Origin of the sequence: Aeromonas sp. QDB62, from assembly GCF_027705695.1 — a bacterium.
GTDB lineage: Bacteria > Pseudomonadota > Gammaproteobacteria > Enterobacterales > Aeromonadaceae > Aeromonas > Aeromonas allosaccharophila.
Genome location: NZ_JAPDCD010000010.1, coordinates 1 through 16663, shown reverse-complemented (window position 1 = coordinate 16663; position 16663 = coordinate 1). Strand labels below are relative to the sequence as shown.

At 61.1% G+C, this 16663-nt stretch carries 12 protein-coding genes; 10 read left to right on the top strand and 2 right to left on the bottom strand.

Annotation, left to right across the window (positions count from 1 at the left end; all coding sequences use genetic code 11):
• A partial coding sequence (locus tag OKC27_RS06775) for a retention module-containing protein (protein ID WP_270806027.1) occupies positions 1-3535 on the bottom strand: 3535 nt, incomplete at its 3' end.
• Positions 3536-4261: 726 nt separating this feature from the next.
• Between OKC27_RS06775 and nrfA the strand changes: the two genes are divergently transcribed.
• From nrfA to OKC27_RS06730, 9 genes are all read left to right on the top strand, one after another.
• A complete protein-coding gene (gene nrfA, locus OKC27_RS06770) occupies positions 4262-5698 on the top strand; it encodes an ammonia-forming nitrite reductase cytochrome c552 subunit (RefSeq protein WP_442866066.1) in 1437 nt (478 codons plus the stop codon).
• A gap of 51 nt (positions 5699-5749) precedes the next feature.
• Positions 5750-6349, top strand: coding sequence for a cytochrome c nitrite reductase pentaheme subunit (nrfB, locus tag OKC27_RS06765; protein WP_270806025.1), 600 nt, complete (start codon positions 5750-5752; stop codon positions 6347-6349).
• Positions 6346-7038: a cytochrome c nitrite reductase Fe-S protein gene (gene nrfC / locus OKC27_RS06760; protein WP_270806024.1), complete on the top strand. Its 693-nt coding sequence runs from the start codon at positions 6346-6348 to the stop codon at positions 7036-7038. The genes nrfB and nrfC overlap by 4 nt, the downstream gene beginning before the upstream one ends.
• Before the next feature lie 87 nt (positions 7039-7125).
• A complete protein-coding gene (gene nrfD, locus OKC27_RS06755; protein WP_270806023.1) occupies positions 7126-8079 on the top strand; it encodes a cytochrome c nitrite reductase subunit NrfD in 954 nt (317 codons plus the stop codon).
• A 294-nt stretch (positions 8080-8373) separates the two neighbouring features.
• A complete protein-coding gene (gene nrfE, locus OKC27_RS06750) occupies positions 8374-10341 on the top strand; it encodes a heme lyase NrfEFG subunit NrfE (protein WP_270806022.1) in 1968 nt (655 codons plus the stop codon).
• Entirely contained in the window at positions 10338-10940 is a 603-nt protein-coding gene (locus OKC27_RS06745; RefSeq protein ID WP_182970932.1) for a DsbE family thiol:disulfide interchange protein, read from the top strand. Before nrfE ends, OKC27_RS06745 begins: the two co-directional genes overlap by 4 nt.
• On the top strand, positions 10937-12130 hold the full coding sequence (nrfF, locus tag OKC27_RS06740; RefSeq protein ID WP_182970931.1) for a heme lyase NrfEFG subunit NrfF: 1194 nt from the start codon (positions 10937-10939) through the stop codon (positions 12128-12130). The genes OKC27_RS06745 and nrfF overlap by 4 nt, the downstream gene beginning before the upstream one ends.
• Before the next feature lie 91 nt (positions 12131-12221).
• Complete coding sequence (locus tag OKC27_RS06735) at positions 12222-12851, top strand: DUF2268 domain-containing putative Zn-dependent protease (RefSeq protein ID WP_182970930.1); 630 nt, start codon at positions 12222-12224, stop codon at positions 12849-12851.
• Positions 12852-12905: 54 nt separating this feature from the next.
• Positions 12906-13358, top strand: coding sequence for an NUDIX hydrolase (locus OKC27_RS06730; RefSeq protein ID WP_182970929.1), 453 nt, complete (start codon positions 12906-12908; stop codon positions 13356-13358).
• Positions 13359-13398: 40 nt separating this feature from the next.
• On the opposite strand, the gene OKC27_RS06725 is transcribed toward OKC27_RS06730, so the two are convergent.
• Positions 13399-14094 (bottom strand): TetR/AcrR family transcriptional regulator, encoded by a 696-nt coding sequence (locus tag OKC27_RS06725; protein WP_232099226.1) that lies wholly within the window; start codon positions 14092-14094, stop codon positions 13399-13401.
• 217 nt (positions 14095-14311) lie between these two features.
• On the opposite strand from OKC27_RS06725, the gene OKC27_RS06720 reads away from it, so the two are divergent.
• Positions 14312-16252 carry an amidohydrolase gene (locus OKC27_RS06720; protein WP_270806021.1) on the top strand — a complete coding sequence of 647 codons (1941 nt, stop codon included), beginning with the start codon at positions 14312-14314 and terminating at the stop codon, positions 16250-16252.
• Positions 16253-16663 lie beyond the last annotated feature (411 nt).

Here is a 16663-nt window from a genome sequence, read left to right as displayed (position 1 = left end):
CAAAGTGACCGGTTTGGCTCAGGCTGTTGCTGCCGGTGAGGTTCCCCTCATCCAGGATCACACCGGTGCCCGGGATAAAACTCGGCGCCTTGCCGTCCACGATGGTGAGCGGCAGCGTGGTACCAATGCGATCGCCATCCTTGTCGGCAAGAGTAACGGCAAGCGGCAGGTTGAGGGATTCGCTCCCCTTGTGATCCAGCTCGCCGCTCAGGGTAACCTTGGCGGTGACGCTCCAGTTGCCGTTGTTGTCGCCAAGACTCAGTTCGGCGCGCAGCACTACCTGTCCACCGGCGGTTCCGACCAGCTGGCCAGTTGCAGGGTCCACGGTGAAAGTGACGGGGTTACCGTGGCTGGTTAATCCGGTCAGAGTGCTCTGGATTTTGGCGATGTCAAAAGCGAGGGATGCTGGGTCGAGGGCATCGCTGCCGTGCGCGACCGAGAAACTCATGGTGCTGACGGCGGCCATCTCACCTTGCGCCATCTCGGTCATCGTGGTGCCGGTCACGGCGGAGATGGTCGGGTTGGCGCCATCACCCACCGCCACAGTCATGGTGGAGGAGACCTTGTCGCCATCGCTGTCGAGCAGGGTAAAGCCCGCCTTGAGCAGGCTGTCGGCACTGCCCTGATCCAGCGGTTGATGAAGGGTAAAGCTGTATTTGCCATCGTTGCCAAGGGTCAGCTCAAACACCAGTGTGCCATCGGGGGTATGCCCCTCGATACGATGCTCAGCCACCGTGATGGTCACGGCCTGCTTGCCCGAGGTGAACCCTTGCAGCCCCGGCTGATTGGCATCGAAGGTGATGCTGACCAGCGGATCGCTGCCCGCCGTGATGGCCAGATCGCCCGACAGAGTCTGGCCCTGCTGCCAGTTGCTATCTTCGGTGAGCGTGAGGGAGACTGGGTCTACCTGCGGCAAGGCACCATCGGTAATGGTGATATTGAGGGTACCGAGGTTGCTCTTGTCGCCGTCAAAATCGCGGCCTTGTACCTTCAGGCCGAGGTTGAGGCTGTTGGTCGCCTCCGGCTCGTCAAACACACCGGTCAGGGAAACGTTGTATTTGCCATCCAGCCCGATGGTGACGGTGAGGATCGGCTTGCCCTGCCAATCCTTGACGATCAGCTGGTTATCTTGAACCTCGTAACTCGTCGCCTTGCCCTGGCTGGTGAGCCCCACCAGCGCCGGTTGGCTGGCCTCAAAGTTGAGGGAGACCAGACGATCGCTGCCCACCGTCACCGACAGCTGACCATCGATGCTCTGGTTGCCCCCTTCTTGCAGCGAGACGCCCTTGTCGATGCCCAATGCGGGATCACTGCCATCATTGACGGTCAGGGTCAGGTCGGCGCTGGTGCTGTCGCCATCGATCTCGTTGGCGCTTACCTGCAAACCGAGGGAAAGCGTGTCGCTCCCCTGATGATCGAGCGGGCCGGTGAGGGTGACCACCACCCGCCCAGCCAGATCGCTGTCCTGCTGCTGCGCATTCAATTCGGCGCGCAGCACCTCCACCCGTTGGCCACTGCCATCCAGGTAGTAACCCATCAAGGTGCGATCACCGGCAAATTCAAAGGTCAGCGGATGGCCATCGCTGGCAAGACCCGAGCCGTTGAGGGTAGTCAGGGTGCTGCTCTGATTACTGAACACTAGCGAATCCACCAGCAGAGGATCGGCGGTGTGTTTGACCACAAAGCTGCTCTCGCCCACCACGGCGGCGCCGTTGGTAAAGGCATCTTCGGTCAGAGGAATGGCCGGGATCTCGAAGCTGGGCGGATTGCTGTCCACCAGATTGATCACCAGCGGCGCCTTCACCAGATCGCCGTCGCTGTCGCGATATTCGAGATTGAACGGCAGGCGCAACGCGTCCTGACCGTGATCCAGACTCTGACTCCAGACGATGCTATAGCTGCCGTCATTGTTGAGGGTCAGAGTGAAGACAGTCGCCCCACCGGCGGTAGCGGTCAGGGTCTGACCGTTGATGGTGTAGCCAAGGGGCGTGCCATGGCTGACGAGCCCCAGCCCTTCCAACGCACTCTGATCAGCAGCGAACTGGACTTGCAGATTGCCATCCTGGCCAGCACCGGTATTTAGACTACCGGTCGCGGTGATCGGGCCATCGGCCAATCCGGCTTCGGAGAGCGTCAGGGTTTCGCTCTGACCGATCAGCGGTGCGCCATCGCTGGCGCTATTGCCCGCCAGATCGGTGATGCTGGCACGCACTTCAAAGGATTGATTGATGCCGGAGAGATCAAGGCCGCTCACCTGCCAGCGGCCATCGGCCCCCACCAGTGCAGAGGTGGTCAGCAGCGGCTGGCCATTGCTGTCTACCAGAGTGATGGTGACGCTTTGACCCGCCTCCACATTGCCGGTGGTACCGCTCAGGGTGGCGCTGCTGTTGCCAAAAAGGGCTGCGGCATCGAGATCATCGATATCGATGAAGGCCTGGGTATCGACATTGATAACGAGGGTATCGCTGGCGCGGTTGCCGGCAATATCCACGGAATTGACCTGAAACTGGTACTGGCCATCGGCCAGAGTCTGCGGCAACTGATATTGCCAGTTACCGGCGGCATCCACCGTCAGGACGGTGAGCACGCTGCCGTCAAGGCTCAGGGTCACGGTGGCGCCGGGCTCCCCCTTCCCTTGCAACAGCGGGGTATTGTCACGGGTCAGATCATCGGTCTGGCTGGCGCCGGTGTCGCTCTCATCGGCGAGATCCAGGGTAATGGTGGTGATGGTATCTAGCAGGGTCTGTCCGGTGTCGCTGGCATTGTTGCCCGCCTGATCCTGAGTATTGGCCACAATCTGCAACGGGCCATCCACCAGCTTGCCGGTCACATCGCCAAAATTCGCTTCCCACACCAGACCGGGCAGCACCACGGTCGTCACCGTTAGTGAATTGCCCGCCTGATCGATAAGGGTGACGGTGACCGGTTGGCCCACCTCTACATCATCCACCACACCACGAATGATGACGCTAGCCGCTTCATCGGCGTTAATGATGTTGTCGCTGGTTTGCGGTTCGGTGATGGTGATGGCGGCAAAGAAATCGCGCTCTTCAGCAAACAGCTGCTCGTCACCTGCAGGCTGAACGGCGTGATCAGTATCAAACCCGGCCTCGGCCAGGGTGGCATCATTGGTACGGTCGACCACCACAAACCCACCCGAGCTGGAACCTGCCACACCACCGATATTGCCCGCTGCTGCGGCTGCGTTGCCAGCGGCGGTCTCCTGGAACAATTCGGTCGGGTCAATCCCCTGACGGATCGCCTCTTGCAACGAGGCCAGTTCCGGATCGGTCGGTTGTCCATCAGCAGCCGGTGTGGCGGGCTCAGGTTTGGCAGCAACCGCTTGCTCGCCTGCAGGCTCACTGCCCGGCTCGGCTAACTGAAAATGGCCCCCTTGAGCGCTTTGCAGGCGGTCCCCCGGCTGCAGCGCCATCCCCACCGTTGCTCGTATGACAGATCCATCTGCACTGATGACAAACACGGAGCCCTCGAGTTGGGTGATCACCGTGGACTTTTCAATTTGCAACTCAGCCATACAACCTCCAGCAAAACCGTAACTACCAACATCAGTACCCACAGGATACTTGTCTGTTCAATAATCATACCGCACCAGACTGCGTGGGTCTTTTCGCTATTTTCGACAAAAATCGCCATAAAATGGCCATTACTTACAACATTGTGCATCTCACCGGCTTTTCTAAACGAAATGAGATTTGGATGACCCCAATCACATCACCTTTATTAACATGTCTGTCAGCCACCATGTGACCATTTCTGTCATTTGACGAGAAATCTGCTTAGAACCTCGATGAGCGAACCATAACCCGAAGACCAGAAAAGCCCATACTGCAACACTGTGATTTTGCATATATAAACAGTTAAATGCATGGGTAATTGCCAGGCATTCTGAATCATACCGGTAACAACCAGGATACGTAGCAAAATGGCACATTCGTGACGGTATCCATCAAACACCCGCCATCATATGTTCAGCCGTTAACAAGGAGTTGAGTTTTCATAAAATTTAATCCAGATCTCATTTCAACGATCAATCCTGCGTACCAATTGATCTGGCACAACTCTCCCTCCGATAAATCATCATTAAATTTACCTATTTGTTAGGGTAGATCTCGAGTAATCACATATTACGCGGTTTTATTCACCGCCAATCAGACATCTGCCCACCCCGCCCAATGGGGATGAAATCCACGCAACAAGATGGAATTGGGCAGTTCAGGACATTTATCTGGGAGTGATAAACGTGGGTTCACAACACAGACAGACCAAACTGGGGCTCGCCGCCCTGCTGCTGACAAGCTGGCTTGGCGCCAGCGGCTGGGCACAGGCTGATGAAGCCACCACCAAGGGCAAGATAGAGGCGCGCAGCGAGCTGTTCGCCAAGGATCACGCCGATCAGTTCACCAGCTGGCAGGCTACCCGCGAGAGCGAGACACGCACCGACGCGCTGGCGGAAAATCCCAATATGATAGTGCTGTGGGGCGGTTACCCCTTTGCCAAGGATTACAACAAGCCACGCGGCCACTTCTATGCCCTGACCGACGTGCGGGAAACCCTGCGCACCGGCGCCCCCAAGACCGCCGAAGATGGTCCGCTGCCCATGGCCTGCTGGAGCTGCAAAGGCCCGGATGTGGCTCGCGTCATCGACGAGAAGGGTGAGGATGGCTACTTCAAGGGAATGTGGGCAAAAGGCGGGCCGGAAGTAGTCAACACCATCGGCTGCGCCGACTGCCACGACACCGCCTCGAAGGAGTTCAAGGCGGGTAAACCTGCCCTGCACCTCTCCCGTCCCTATGCCGATCGGGCCATGACCGCCATCGGCAAGCCGTTCAAGGAGCAGGGGCGCTTCGATCAGCAATCCCAGGTGTGCGGCCAGTGCCACGTGGAGTACTACTTCAGCGGCCCGACCAAGGCGGTGAAATTCCCCTGGGATAAGGGCACCACAGTGGAGCAGATGGAGCAGTATTACGATGAAATCGGCTTTGCCGACTGGACCCATGCCCTCTCCAAGACCCCCATGCTCAAAGCCCAGCACCCCGAGTACGAGACCTGGCGCGCCGGCATTCACGGCCAGAACAACGTCGCCTGTGTCGACTGCCACATGCCCAAGGTGCAGAACGAACAGGGCAAGGTCTACACCGATCACAAGGTAGGCAACCCCTTCGATCGCTTCGACCAGACCTGCCGCAACTGCCACACCCAGAGCAAGGAGATGCTGCAAGGGGTGGTCAAGCAGCGCAAGGATGCCGTCACCGAGATCAAGCTCAAAGTCGAGAAGCAGCTGGTGCACGCCCACTTTGAAGCCAAGGCCGCCTGGGATGCCGGCGCCACCGAGGCCGAAATGAAGGACATTCTGCAGGACATCCGTCACGCCCAATGGCGCTGGGACTTCTCCATCGCCTCCCACGGGGTGCAGATGCACGCCCCGGAAGTGGCGCTGCGCATGCTGGGAACCGCCCTGGACAAGGCCGCCGACGCCCGCACCAAGCTGGCACGCCTGCTGGCCGCCAAGGGGATCAGCCACGAGATCGCCATTCCTGACATCTCCAGCAAGGAGAAGGCCCAGGCCGCTCTTGGCATGGACATGAAGCAGATGAACAGCGACAAGGCCCAGTTCCTCAAGACCACTGTCCCCGCCTGGGATGCCGAGGCCAAAGCGGCCGGACGGCTCGCACAATGACGAGGCATGCGGGCCCGCAGTGTCGGGCCCGCAGCCGGATGGAGGCTTCCTATGGGTGATTTAACGATGGATTTCTTACGACTGATGCTGATGGCAGCCATGCTGCTGACCAGCCTGCAGGGCCAGGCCGCCGATACGGCCAATGCGCCTGCGGCCCTCTCTGCCACACACGAGGTGGAGTTTTTGCGCAATCCCGATGCCGCCTGTACCGACTGCCACAAGGAGCAGGCATACGGCATGCACGGCAAGCACGGTCAGGCGACCAACCCCAACAACCTGGCGCCGGTCACCTGCACCAACTGCCATGGTCACCCCTCCCCCAAACACCGGGAAGGGGTCAAGGATGTGATGCGCTTTAGCGACAGCTTCAAGGACAAACAGAGTACCGACAGCTACCCCATCGCCGAGCAGAACGGGGTCTGCATGAGCTGTCACGAACCCAAACCGCTGCGCGAGGCGCTCTGGGCCCACGACGTGCACGCCACCAAGCTCACCTGCACCAGTTGCCACCAGTTGCACCCGGCCAAGGAGCCCATGGTGGCTATTCCGGAGAAGTCCCGCATCAAGCTCTGCGTCGACTGCCACAGCAAGCAGCATGAGGCCGTCAAGGCGGCCAAGGCGAACACCACCCCGGGCAAGGAGGCACAATGAGCTGCTCTCGCCGTCACTTCATGGCGGGGATGAGCGCGGGGGCCCTCATCATGATGACGGGGGCTGCTCGTGCCAACACCCGCTCCCTTGCCACCACCCTCGCCCACAGCCAGACCATCGACGGGATCCGCTACGGCATGATCCACGACGAGACGGCCTGCATCGGCTGCACCGCCTGCATGGATGCCTGCCGGGAGGTGAATCAGGTGCCAGAGGGGGTCTCGCGCCTCGAGATCATCCGCTCCGGCCCCATCGGGGCCTTCCCCGATGCCGAGTACCACTTCTTTCGCAAGTCCTGCCAGCACTGCGACAACGCTCCCTGCGTGCACGTCTGCCCCACCGGTGCCTCCCATATCCGCAAGGAAGATGGCATCGTCGACGTCAACCCGGATCTCTGCGTCGGCTGCATGTACTGTCTGGCTGCCTGCCCCTATCAGGTGCGCTTTATCAACCCTGTGACCAAGGTGGCCGACAAGTGCGACTTTTGCCGCAAGACCAACCTGGCGGCAGGCAAGGAGCCGGCCTGCGTGGAATCCTGCCCCACCAAGGCGCTGGTGTTCGGCAATCTGGATGACCCGGACAGCCCCATCGCCAAACGGCTGGTGAAGGAGACCACCTATCGCTACAAGCAGGCACTCGGCACCTCGCCCAAGATGTACCGCGTGCCCAAAGGGGAGATAAAGTCATGACGATGCAAGAGGCATTTCACTTCCCTTCACTTGTCTGGGGATTTGTCCGATCGCCATCTACCGCAGTAACAGAAGGAGGAATGGATCATGTTGCATGACGCATTTCACTTCTCCTCGCTGGTGTGGGACTGGCCCATCGCCATCTATCTCTTTCTGCTCGGCATCTCCGCTGGGGCCACCACCCTCTCGGTGCTATTGCGCCGCAAGGGGGCCGGCAGCGAGAGCGGCATCATCAAGGCGACCGCCATTCTGGCGCCTCTGAGCGTGGTGCTGGGGTTACTGATCCTCATCTTCCACCTGGCCCGCCCCTGGACCTTCTGGAAGCTGATGTTCCACTACCAGTTCGACTCCGTGATGTCGATGGGGGTCATGCTGTTTCAGGTCTACATGGCGGTGCTGTTCGCCTGGCTGGCGGTGGTGTTTCGGACCGAGATCGAGACCTTGCGCCGTCACCTGCTGCAAGAGAAGTTCGCCTTTGTGGATGATCTCATCGCTTGGCTTGCCCGCATCGAGCGGCTGCTGGCGCCGCTCTTGTTGCTGCTTGCCGTGCTGTTGGGGGCCTACACCGGCTTTCTGCTGTCGGCGCTCAAGACCTATCCGCTCTTGAACAACCCGGTGCTGCCGGTGCTGTTCCTCATCTCCGGCGTCAGCTCCGGCATCGCCTCCACCATCTTGCTGGCGGTCACCCTGTTCAAGGAGAACCATCACAGCCAGGGGGTGAGCTTCGTGCATCGCTTCGAGCGGCCGGTACTGGCGGTGGAGGTGCTGCTGCTGGTCTGCTTCTTTACCGGCCTCTACTTCGGTGGCGGCCAGAAGGAGGCCGCCATGTGGGCCGCCATCGGCAGCGGCTTCTGGGCTCAGGTGTTCTGGCTCGGGGTGGTGGGCATCGGCATGCTGCTGCCCCAGTTGCTGGCCCTGCTGGCTCCCGCACCGCTGCGGGCCAAAAACGGCTATCTGGTGCTGGTCTGCAGCCTGACCCTGGTGGGGATCCTGCTGCTGCGCTACTTCGTGCTCTACGCCGGCCAGATGACGGTAGTTTAAAAACCGGTTCACGCTCCTGTTGCGAGGCCGAGATCAAGGCTCATGTGCTGCTCGGAATCCTCATGTATTCACATACACTCCGGTTCCTGCGCTGCTCTTTACCTTGCTGACGACCTCTCACGACGGATCGTGAACCGGTTATTGAAAGCTGGGGATAAGCGCCAGCCGCCCTTCGGGTGACTGGCGCTTATTTGTGGCGATTGGTTGTTGCTAGGAATGTGGATGTTATCCCCCAGCGCCGGTACGGTGCAGACGCTGCGGCATAACATAGACGAATGATTGACTGGAGGTTGTGTGCTGGCGGAGCTCGGCTATCTCTCACTGTTGCTGGCGACCGGGCTCGCCCTGCTGCAAGGCACCCTGCCCTGGCTGGGGCTGCGGCTCGCCTCACGTCCGCTGCTGGGCTGCGCAGCACCGCTGGCCCTGCTAGTCGCGCTCCTGCTGTTGGCCGCCCTGCTGCTGCTCGCCGGCTGTTTTGGCCTCGATGACTTCACCCTGGTCTATGTGGCCCAGCACGCCAACAGCGCCCTGCCGCTGGGCTTCAAGCTGGCGGCGGTGTGGGGGGGCCACGAGGGCTCCATGCTCTTCTTCGTCTTTGCGCTGGGGCTGTGGGGCGCGCTGGTGGCTCTTTGCTCCAAGCGGGTCGATCCGCTTATTACAACCCGGGTACTGGCCATCATGGGGCTGATCGTCGGGCTGTTCGGCCTCTATACCCTGATATTCTCCAGCCCGTTTGACCGCCAGTTCCCGGGGCCGCTGGAGGGGCGCGATCTCAACCCCATGCTGCAGGACATCGGCCTCATCATCCACCCGCCCCTGCTCTATCTCGGTTATGTCGGCTTTGCGGTCAACTTCGCCTTCGCCATGGCGGCGCTGCACTCGGGTAGGCTCGATGGCGCCGTGGCCCACTGGAGCCGCCCCTGGGCGCTCGGCTCCTGGGTCTTTCTCACCGCCGGCATCGTGCTGGGCTCCTGGTGGGCTTATTACGAGCTCGGCTGGGGCGGCTGGTGGTTCTGGGATCCGGTGGAAAATGCCTCCCTCTTGCCCTGGCTGCTCGGCACCGCCCTGCTGCACGCCCTGGTGGTGTGCGAGAAGCGCGGCGCTTACGGCCACGCCGTGCTGCTGCTCTCCATCTTCACCTTTTCGCTGAGCCTGCTCGGCACCTTCGTGGTGCGCTCCGGGGTGCTCACCTCGGTGCACGCCTTTGCGGTGGACCCCAGCCGCGGCCTCACCCTGCTGTTGCTGCTCGGCTTGCTATTGACCTGCGCCCTCACCCTGTTTGCCCTGCGGGCGGACATTCGCGCCCCCTATGCCCGCTTTGGCTTGCTGTCAAAAGAGGGGCTGCTCGGCGCCGCCATCCTGCTGCTCAGCGTGGCCTGCGCCAGCGTGCTGCTCGGCACCTTCTACCCCATGGTGTTCCAGTCGCTCCATCTGGGCTCGCTCTCGGTGGGCGCCCCCTATTTCAATACCATCTTCGTGCCGCTGGCCCTCTGCCTGATGGCGCTGATGACCCAGCTGCCGCGCCTGCGCTGGCAGCAGCTTGCGGCACATTCCCGGCTCAACTCGCTGTTGCCGCCGCTGTTTGGCCTGCTTGGTGGCGGGCTGCTTAGCCTTGCCTATCTGGAACAAGGATCGTTTTCCGGTAGCTGGATTGGCATCCTCGCCAATATGGTGAGCCTCTGGCTGATGGCTAGCCTGTTACTCCCGCTCATGCAACCGACATTGCTGCGCGAGTTCACCCTCAATCGGCTTGGCAGCCTGCTGGCCCACCTCGGGGTGGCGGTGTGCGCCCTCGGCATCGCGCAGGTGAGTCACCACAGTCAGGAAGGGGGCGCCGTGCTCGCCGCAGGCCAGCCCTACCAGCTCGGCGCCTTCGAGTTTCGCTATGAGGGGCGCGAGCCGGTGATCGGCCCCAACTACACTGCCGAACGCATCACTCTCAGCGTGCACAAGAACGGTAAAGAGGTGGCGCGGCTGACGCCGGAGCGGCGCCACTACAGCGTTCGCACCATGAACATGAACGAACCGGGCATTGCGTGGGGACTGTTTGGCGATCTCTACGTGGTGCTGGGTGAGAAGATGGGGCCAGATGCCTATGCCATGCGGCTGCACTACAAGCCGCTGGTACGCTGGATCTGGCTCGGCGGCCTGTTGATGATGGCGGGCGGCACCCTGCGTCTGCTCGCCCGTCGCCCTTTGCTTGCCTCCCGCCCCGTTGCGGTTGGCACCTCCCATCCCCGGCTCGAACAGGAGGCGTTATGAGATCCCGCCTGCGCCTCTTTGTTCCACTGCTGCTGATCCTGAGCCTCGGCATCCTGCTCTGGCTCGGCCTTGGCAACAATCCCTACAGCCAGGATGAGGCGACGCTCGGGCGTACCCTACCTGCGTGGCAGAGCAACAATCTGCTGGATGGGAGCCCGATCCAGACCGCCAGCCTCAAGGGGGAGCCCTTTGTGCTTAACGTCTGGGCCAGCTGGTGCCCCAACTGCCGCGCCGAGCATCCGTTGCTCAGCGAGCTCGCGGGCACAGTGCCCCTCTATGGTCTCAACTACCGGGACAAGGGGGATGCGGCCCGCGCCTGGCTTGTCCAGGCGGGCAACCCCTATCGCGCCGTGCTGGCCGACCCCGACGGCAAACTGGCCCTTGAGCTCGGCGTCTACGGCACGCCGGAGACCTATCTGTTTGATGCCGATGGCACCCTGCTCGCCCGCCATACCGGCGAGCTTACCAAAGGGATCTGGCAACGTCAGTTTGCCCCCCTGCTCGACCAGGCGCGAACTGACGCGCAAATGAAGGCCGCTACAACGACACCAGCAATTGCGCCATCTATTGCAATATCAGCTCTGGAGACACAGCCATGATGCGCCGTTCTCTTGCCTGCACCCTGCTGGCCCTCGGCATGCTGCTGAGTGCAACTGCATATTCCAGCGGGGTCGATACCTATCAGTTTCGCCACCCCGAGCTGCAAAATCGGGCGCAAGAGCTGGCCCGCGCCCTGCGCTGCCCCCAGTGCCAGAACCAGAACCTGGTGGAGTCCAACTCCCCCATCGCCCGGGATCTGCGGCTCGAGGTCTACCGCTGGGTGGACGAGGGGCAGTCTGATGAGCAGGTGATCGCCCGCATGACGGAGCGCTTCGGCGATTTCGTCCGCTACGATCCTCCCTTCAAGAGCAGCACGGCGCTGCTGTGGGGCGGTCCCCTGCTGCTGTTGGGGCTGGCGCTGTTGACCCTGTTTCGCCGCACAAAGGCGCAGGCTATCACTGTCGTTAAGGCCATCGCTGAGGCCACCCCTCAACCCGCCGATCCGCGCAGCGAATTGAATTTACTGATCATGCACGGGGAGCAGGCAGGCCTCTCCCCCGACCAACCACTCTACAGGGAGCTGAGCGCCGCCCGCCTGGCCAACACCATCCCGGCGGCTGAGCTGACTCTGCGTGCGCAACTGGCTAGCCAGCATAACAATCGCGGCCGCAGTAACCGGCACGGGCTGGCCCTGTTGCTGCTTGGCATCATGGCATTCGCGGCCGTTGCCGCTGTGTATCTCAGCACCGGCCGCTATCAGGCATGGCAGGCTTATCAGTCGCGCCCCGATCCGCTGGCGGGGTTGAGCCCGCGGGATCTGCAAGACAAGGAGCTGGGGAGTCTGCATCAGAAGCTGCAGCGCAACCCTGCCGATCTCGACAGCTGGGCGGCGCTCGGCCAGCTCTATCTCTATCGGGGCGAATATGACAACGCCCTGCTCGCCTATCAGCGTCTCGCTCTGCTGGAGGGTGGCGCCAGCGCGGCGACCCAGGCTGCACAAGCCACCGTGCTCTACTATCAGGTGGGCCAGCAGCTGACTCCCGAGGCAACCCGCCTGCTGGAGAACGCCCTCAAGCAGGATGCGGGGGAAGTGAGCGCCCTGATGCTGCTCGCCTCCGATCACTTCCTGCATGGTCGCTACAGTCAGGCCATTGCCCTGTGGCAGCAACTGCTCGATGGCGAGCGCCCTCGCATCAACCGGGCGGCGCTGATTGAGGCGATCCAGACGGCAAGCATAATGGGCGGGTAACCCCTTGATTGAAGGAGGGTAATCGTGGTGATATGGCGCCGCGACCACGCAAGTGGCTCAGCCCTCTCTTTCAATAGACAAGGATGTCTGGATGCAACTCACCCTGTTAAACGACTCGGGCAAATTCGATGGGCTCGATGACACCATTACGCACGTCTTTGCCGAGACGGCGAACAAATTGAATGCCTTGTTCGATCTCTCCCGACTGGATGTCACCTTCAGCCCTTTTGCCGAGGGGGATGCTCCCGACTCGGGTATCGGTGGCTGGGCCATCAACATGTATCGAATAGAACTCCAGCTTGATCTGGAACGGCACGATATCAAAGAGGTGATCATCACCGAATTGCCTGCCGTGCTGGCCCACGAAGTCCACCATATCGTGCAAAAGAAGAACAAGGTGGAACCAGAAACTCTGGCCGAAAACCTGATTTTTGAAGGGCTGGCCTGCTACTTTGAGCAGAGGTTCAATGGCGGCACACTCCCCTCGCTGTTCAAGGAGTCTCATCACCATGACTGGCAATCGATCCTGGCAGAGATGACGCCGCATCTATCCAGCAGCCAGTTCAACTATTTAGACTTTTTCTACTGCCGTGATAACCGGCCATTTCCCAAATATGCCGGTTACTGGGTGGGGTTCAATCTGGTGGCCAACTATCTGGCCAAAAGCGGCCTGAATGAAATAGAGGTCATGGGCCTGCCCGCCGAAGCGTATTTCAATTAACACATCGTCACACTGTTCGTGGCGATTACAGAGCCCAAATCCGGAGAGAAGATCATGATCCCCATTCGCTGCAAGGCCGTCTCCGGCGTTGCCCTTACCATTGTCGATGGCGAAACAAAATTGCTGGTGATGAAACGGGTCAAGGGGGACTTCTGGTGCCATGTGGCGGGCACGGTGGAGGCGGGTGAAACCGGCTGGCAGACCATTATTCGGGAGTTTGGCGAAGAGACGGGGATCAGTGTCACCGAACTCTACAACGGCCAGTATCTGGAGCAGTTCTACGAGGCGAGCCTGAATACGATAGAGGTAGTGCCGGTCTTTGTAGTCTATTGCCCGCCCAATCAGGCGGTGACCCTCAACGACGAGCACACCGAATACCGCTGGTGTTCCCTGGCCGAGGCCAAGGCGCTGGTGAGTTTCCCAGGCCAGAAGGCGCTCTACGACCATATCTGGCACCATTTTGTCGACAATGCCCCCTCTCCCCTGATGCGGGTCGCGCTCGGCTAACGCATGCCGGAGCTGTGCGGCATGGTGGATGCTTGCGGTATTACTCGTTGGTCCCAACCAGCAGCACAGGCATTGCCTGCCACACCCGTTCGGGGTCGGGCTCGGCAATGGCGGCGGCGATCAGCTGCTCGCTCCAGCGACGATGCAGCAACCACATCTGCTGGCCCACCTCGCCATCTGCCTTGGTACACTGCTTGGTGACATCGGCGGTGCGATAGAAGTAGCGCACCAGAGTCGTGAGCTCGGGCTCGGGCCAGCGACAGCCAAAATCACGTAGCAAGGCTGACCAGAACAGCACCTGTCCCCGCTCATGTTGCTGCTCGACAATTTGAAGATCGGGGATGAGATCCATGGCGTGCCACAAGGCGCCATAGCCGACAAAGCGGCGATCCAGTTCCTCCAGCGCCTCATCCAGCAGCACCAGCGCCTGCGGCCAGCTGGTCGCCTGAATGCGGATCTGCTCCTGCGCCTCGCAGACCGCCGCCAGCCACCCCATGGCGAGACGGCCGATGATCGCCTCCTTGTTCGGATAGAAGTGGTAGAGCGACTTGATCCCCACCCCCGCCCGATCGGCGATGGCATTGGTATTGAGAGCAGTAAAACCCTGCTCCTGCAACAGGCTCAGGGTCGCCTCCTCGATACGGCTGGCCACCACCTGACTGCGTTGTTGCTTCGGTTGACGGCGCATGGCAAACGCCCGGGGTAACGGCCCCTCGCTCACTGACTCCTCTGACATACCTCCTCCCTGATTTGTTGGCCCATCGGCAACCCGGCTTGTGTGTGCATCAACAAGCGTGATCTGCGCCTCACTCGCCACCGATTGATGTGACATGGTAAACAAAACGTTAAATATCTGCAGCAATTGCTGGCATTTTTTGACCAAGCAACCATAAAGAGATCGCGCAATGTGCAGTAAACACTGCACAAAAACCGACCCTCAAGGAGATCACTGCATGGATTGCAAGGCGCCACATCGTTCTTTCTCTCGCTCATGTTTGCTGCTCACGCCGCTGCTGGCCGCCACACTGGCGGGCTGCCAGCAGGCGCAACCGCCCACCGCCGCGCGTACTCTTTATCTCAACGGCAAGATCCACACTCAGGATGGTCAGCGCCAGGTGGCAGAGGCCATGGTGGTGAGCGGCGGCCAGTTTCTCTATGTGGGCAACCGGCAGGGGGCCGAGGCGCTCAGCACCCCCGACACCCGGGTGGTCGACTTGCAGGGCAAGATGGTGCTGCCGGGGCTGCACGACAACCATATCCACCTGTTTGGCACGGTGGCGCTCGATATGTGCGATCTCGACGGCAAGCCGGTCAATCTCGGCGAGCTGGCGGCCAAGGTGAAGCGCTGCCTGCCCCGCTACGCCCCCAAGGCGGGCGACTGGCTGGTGATCAACCAGTGGTCCCCCTACGAGGGAAACACTCCCACCGCCTCCTATAAAACCGTGCTGGCAGCCCTCGATGCCGCAGCGCCCGACAATCCGGTGGTACTGGCCGGGGTCGATGGCCACGCCAGCGCCTACAACTCGCGGGCACTGGCACAGGCGACCGACCAGAGCGGCAAACCGGCGGGCTTCACCGCCGCCACCCTGGCACCGGGCGGCCTCTTTGCCCCCTTCAAACCCTATGTGGATCTCGATAGCGGCGTCATTCGCGAGGGGGCCCGCAGCGCCATCCCCGCCCCCGACAGCGGCCTGCTGAGCGCCCATGACGAACAGGCGGCGAGCCAGTATCGCCAGATCCTGCCCGCTGTCTCGACCCTGATGGCCTCACGCGGCATCACCAGCATTCAGGATGCCTGCGCCACCGACTTTATCCGCGATCGCCTGCGGGAGATGGAAGATAAGGGGTTGCTCAATATGCGGGTCACCGCCGCCACCTGTTTTCACGAGGATGACTACAGCGGCAAACTCGATATCGGCGGCCATCTGGCCAAGGCGAACCAAGTGCGCGACCAGTTCGCCAGCGATCCCCTGATCAAGGCCGATGCGGTCAAGATCTTCCTCGACGGCGTACTGGAAGGGGATCCCTTCAGCACGCCCCCCTTCCTGCCCAACGCAGGCATGCTGGCCAACTACCAGACCCCCCACCTCGCCATGGATCAGGCAGGCGAGCAGGTCACCATCACCGCCAACAGCGAGGATGCTGGCAGCAATGGGCTGGTCAACTACCGCGCCGCCGATCTCACCCGCTACGTAGGGGAACTCGACAAGGCGGGCTTTGGCATCCATATGCACAGCATCGGCGATCGCACCACCCGCATGGCCCTCGATGCGCTGGAGGCGGCCCGCGCCAGCAACGGCGATCACGGCATCCCCCACACCCTCGCCCATCTGCAGGTGGTGCATCCGGACGATCAGCAGCGGCTCGGCCAGCTTGGCCTCTACCTTACCTTCACTTACGCCTGGACCAACCCGCAGCCCGAATATGACATGCTGGTCACCCCCTTTATCCAGCCAACCCGCAAGGGGCAGCACCTGCATGAGGCGATGTACGATCCCAAGGGGTATCTCAAGCAGGCGCTCTATCCGGTGGCCAGCTCGCGCAAGGCGGGGGCCATTCTGGTGGCCGGTAGCGATGCGCCGGTCGACAGCCGCGATCCGCGCCCCTTCGTCAATATGGCCGCCGGGGTCAACCATGCGCCCCAGAGCGGCGATGACTTTCGGGCCAGCCAGCGTATCACCCTCGATCAGATGCTGGATGCCTACACCATCAACGGCGCCCGCGCGGTGCGCCAGCAGGCCGTCAGCGGCTCCATCGAGGCGGGCAAATCGGCCGACTTTATCGTGCTCGACCGGGATCTCTACCAGCTGGTCGCCAGCTGCAAGCCGGAGCAGATCGCCGATACCAAAGTCACCCGCACCGTCTTTCGCGGGCAGACAGTCTTTAGCCAATAGGCTCAGACAGAATGGTGAGCGGGAGCATCTCGTCAGCGGCGACGCTGAGCATATGCAGCAAGCACAGCGCCTTGTAACAGCGAAATGCCGACCTCAGGGTCGGCATTTTTACAGATGAAATCAGAGGGGCATTATCACCAAGCGTGGTCAGCTGATTGACCTCAGCGGCGGCAGGACTGATTCACTTGCGAAACAGCATCAGTCAATTCGATTCTGACGGCTGGTAATCCCTGTGGCATACGAACCGCCCGTCCTAATATACTTCGCTATTCGCCCCCCACGGGTTGCCCCTCAGGGCGATGCGTGATTTGTAGGTTGGCGCAGAGCGTAGCGACTGACTCTTATACACAAGTGGCATCTTGAACGGAACCTTTCCCGTTTTCCAGGATCTGATCTTCCATGTGACTCCCA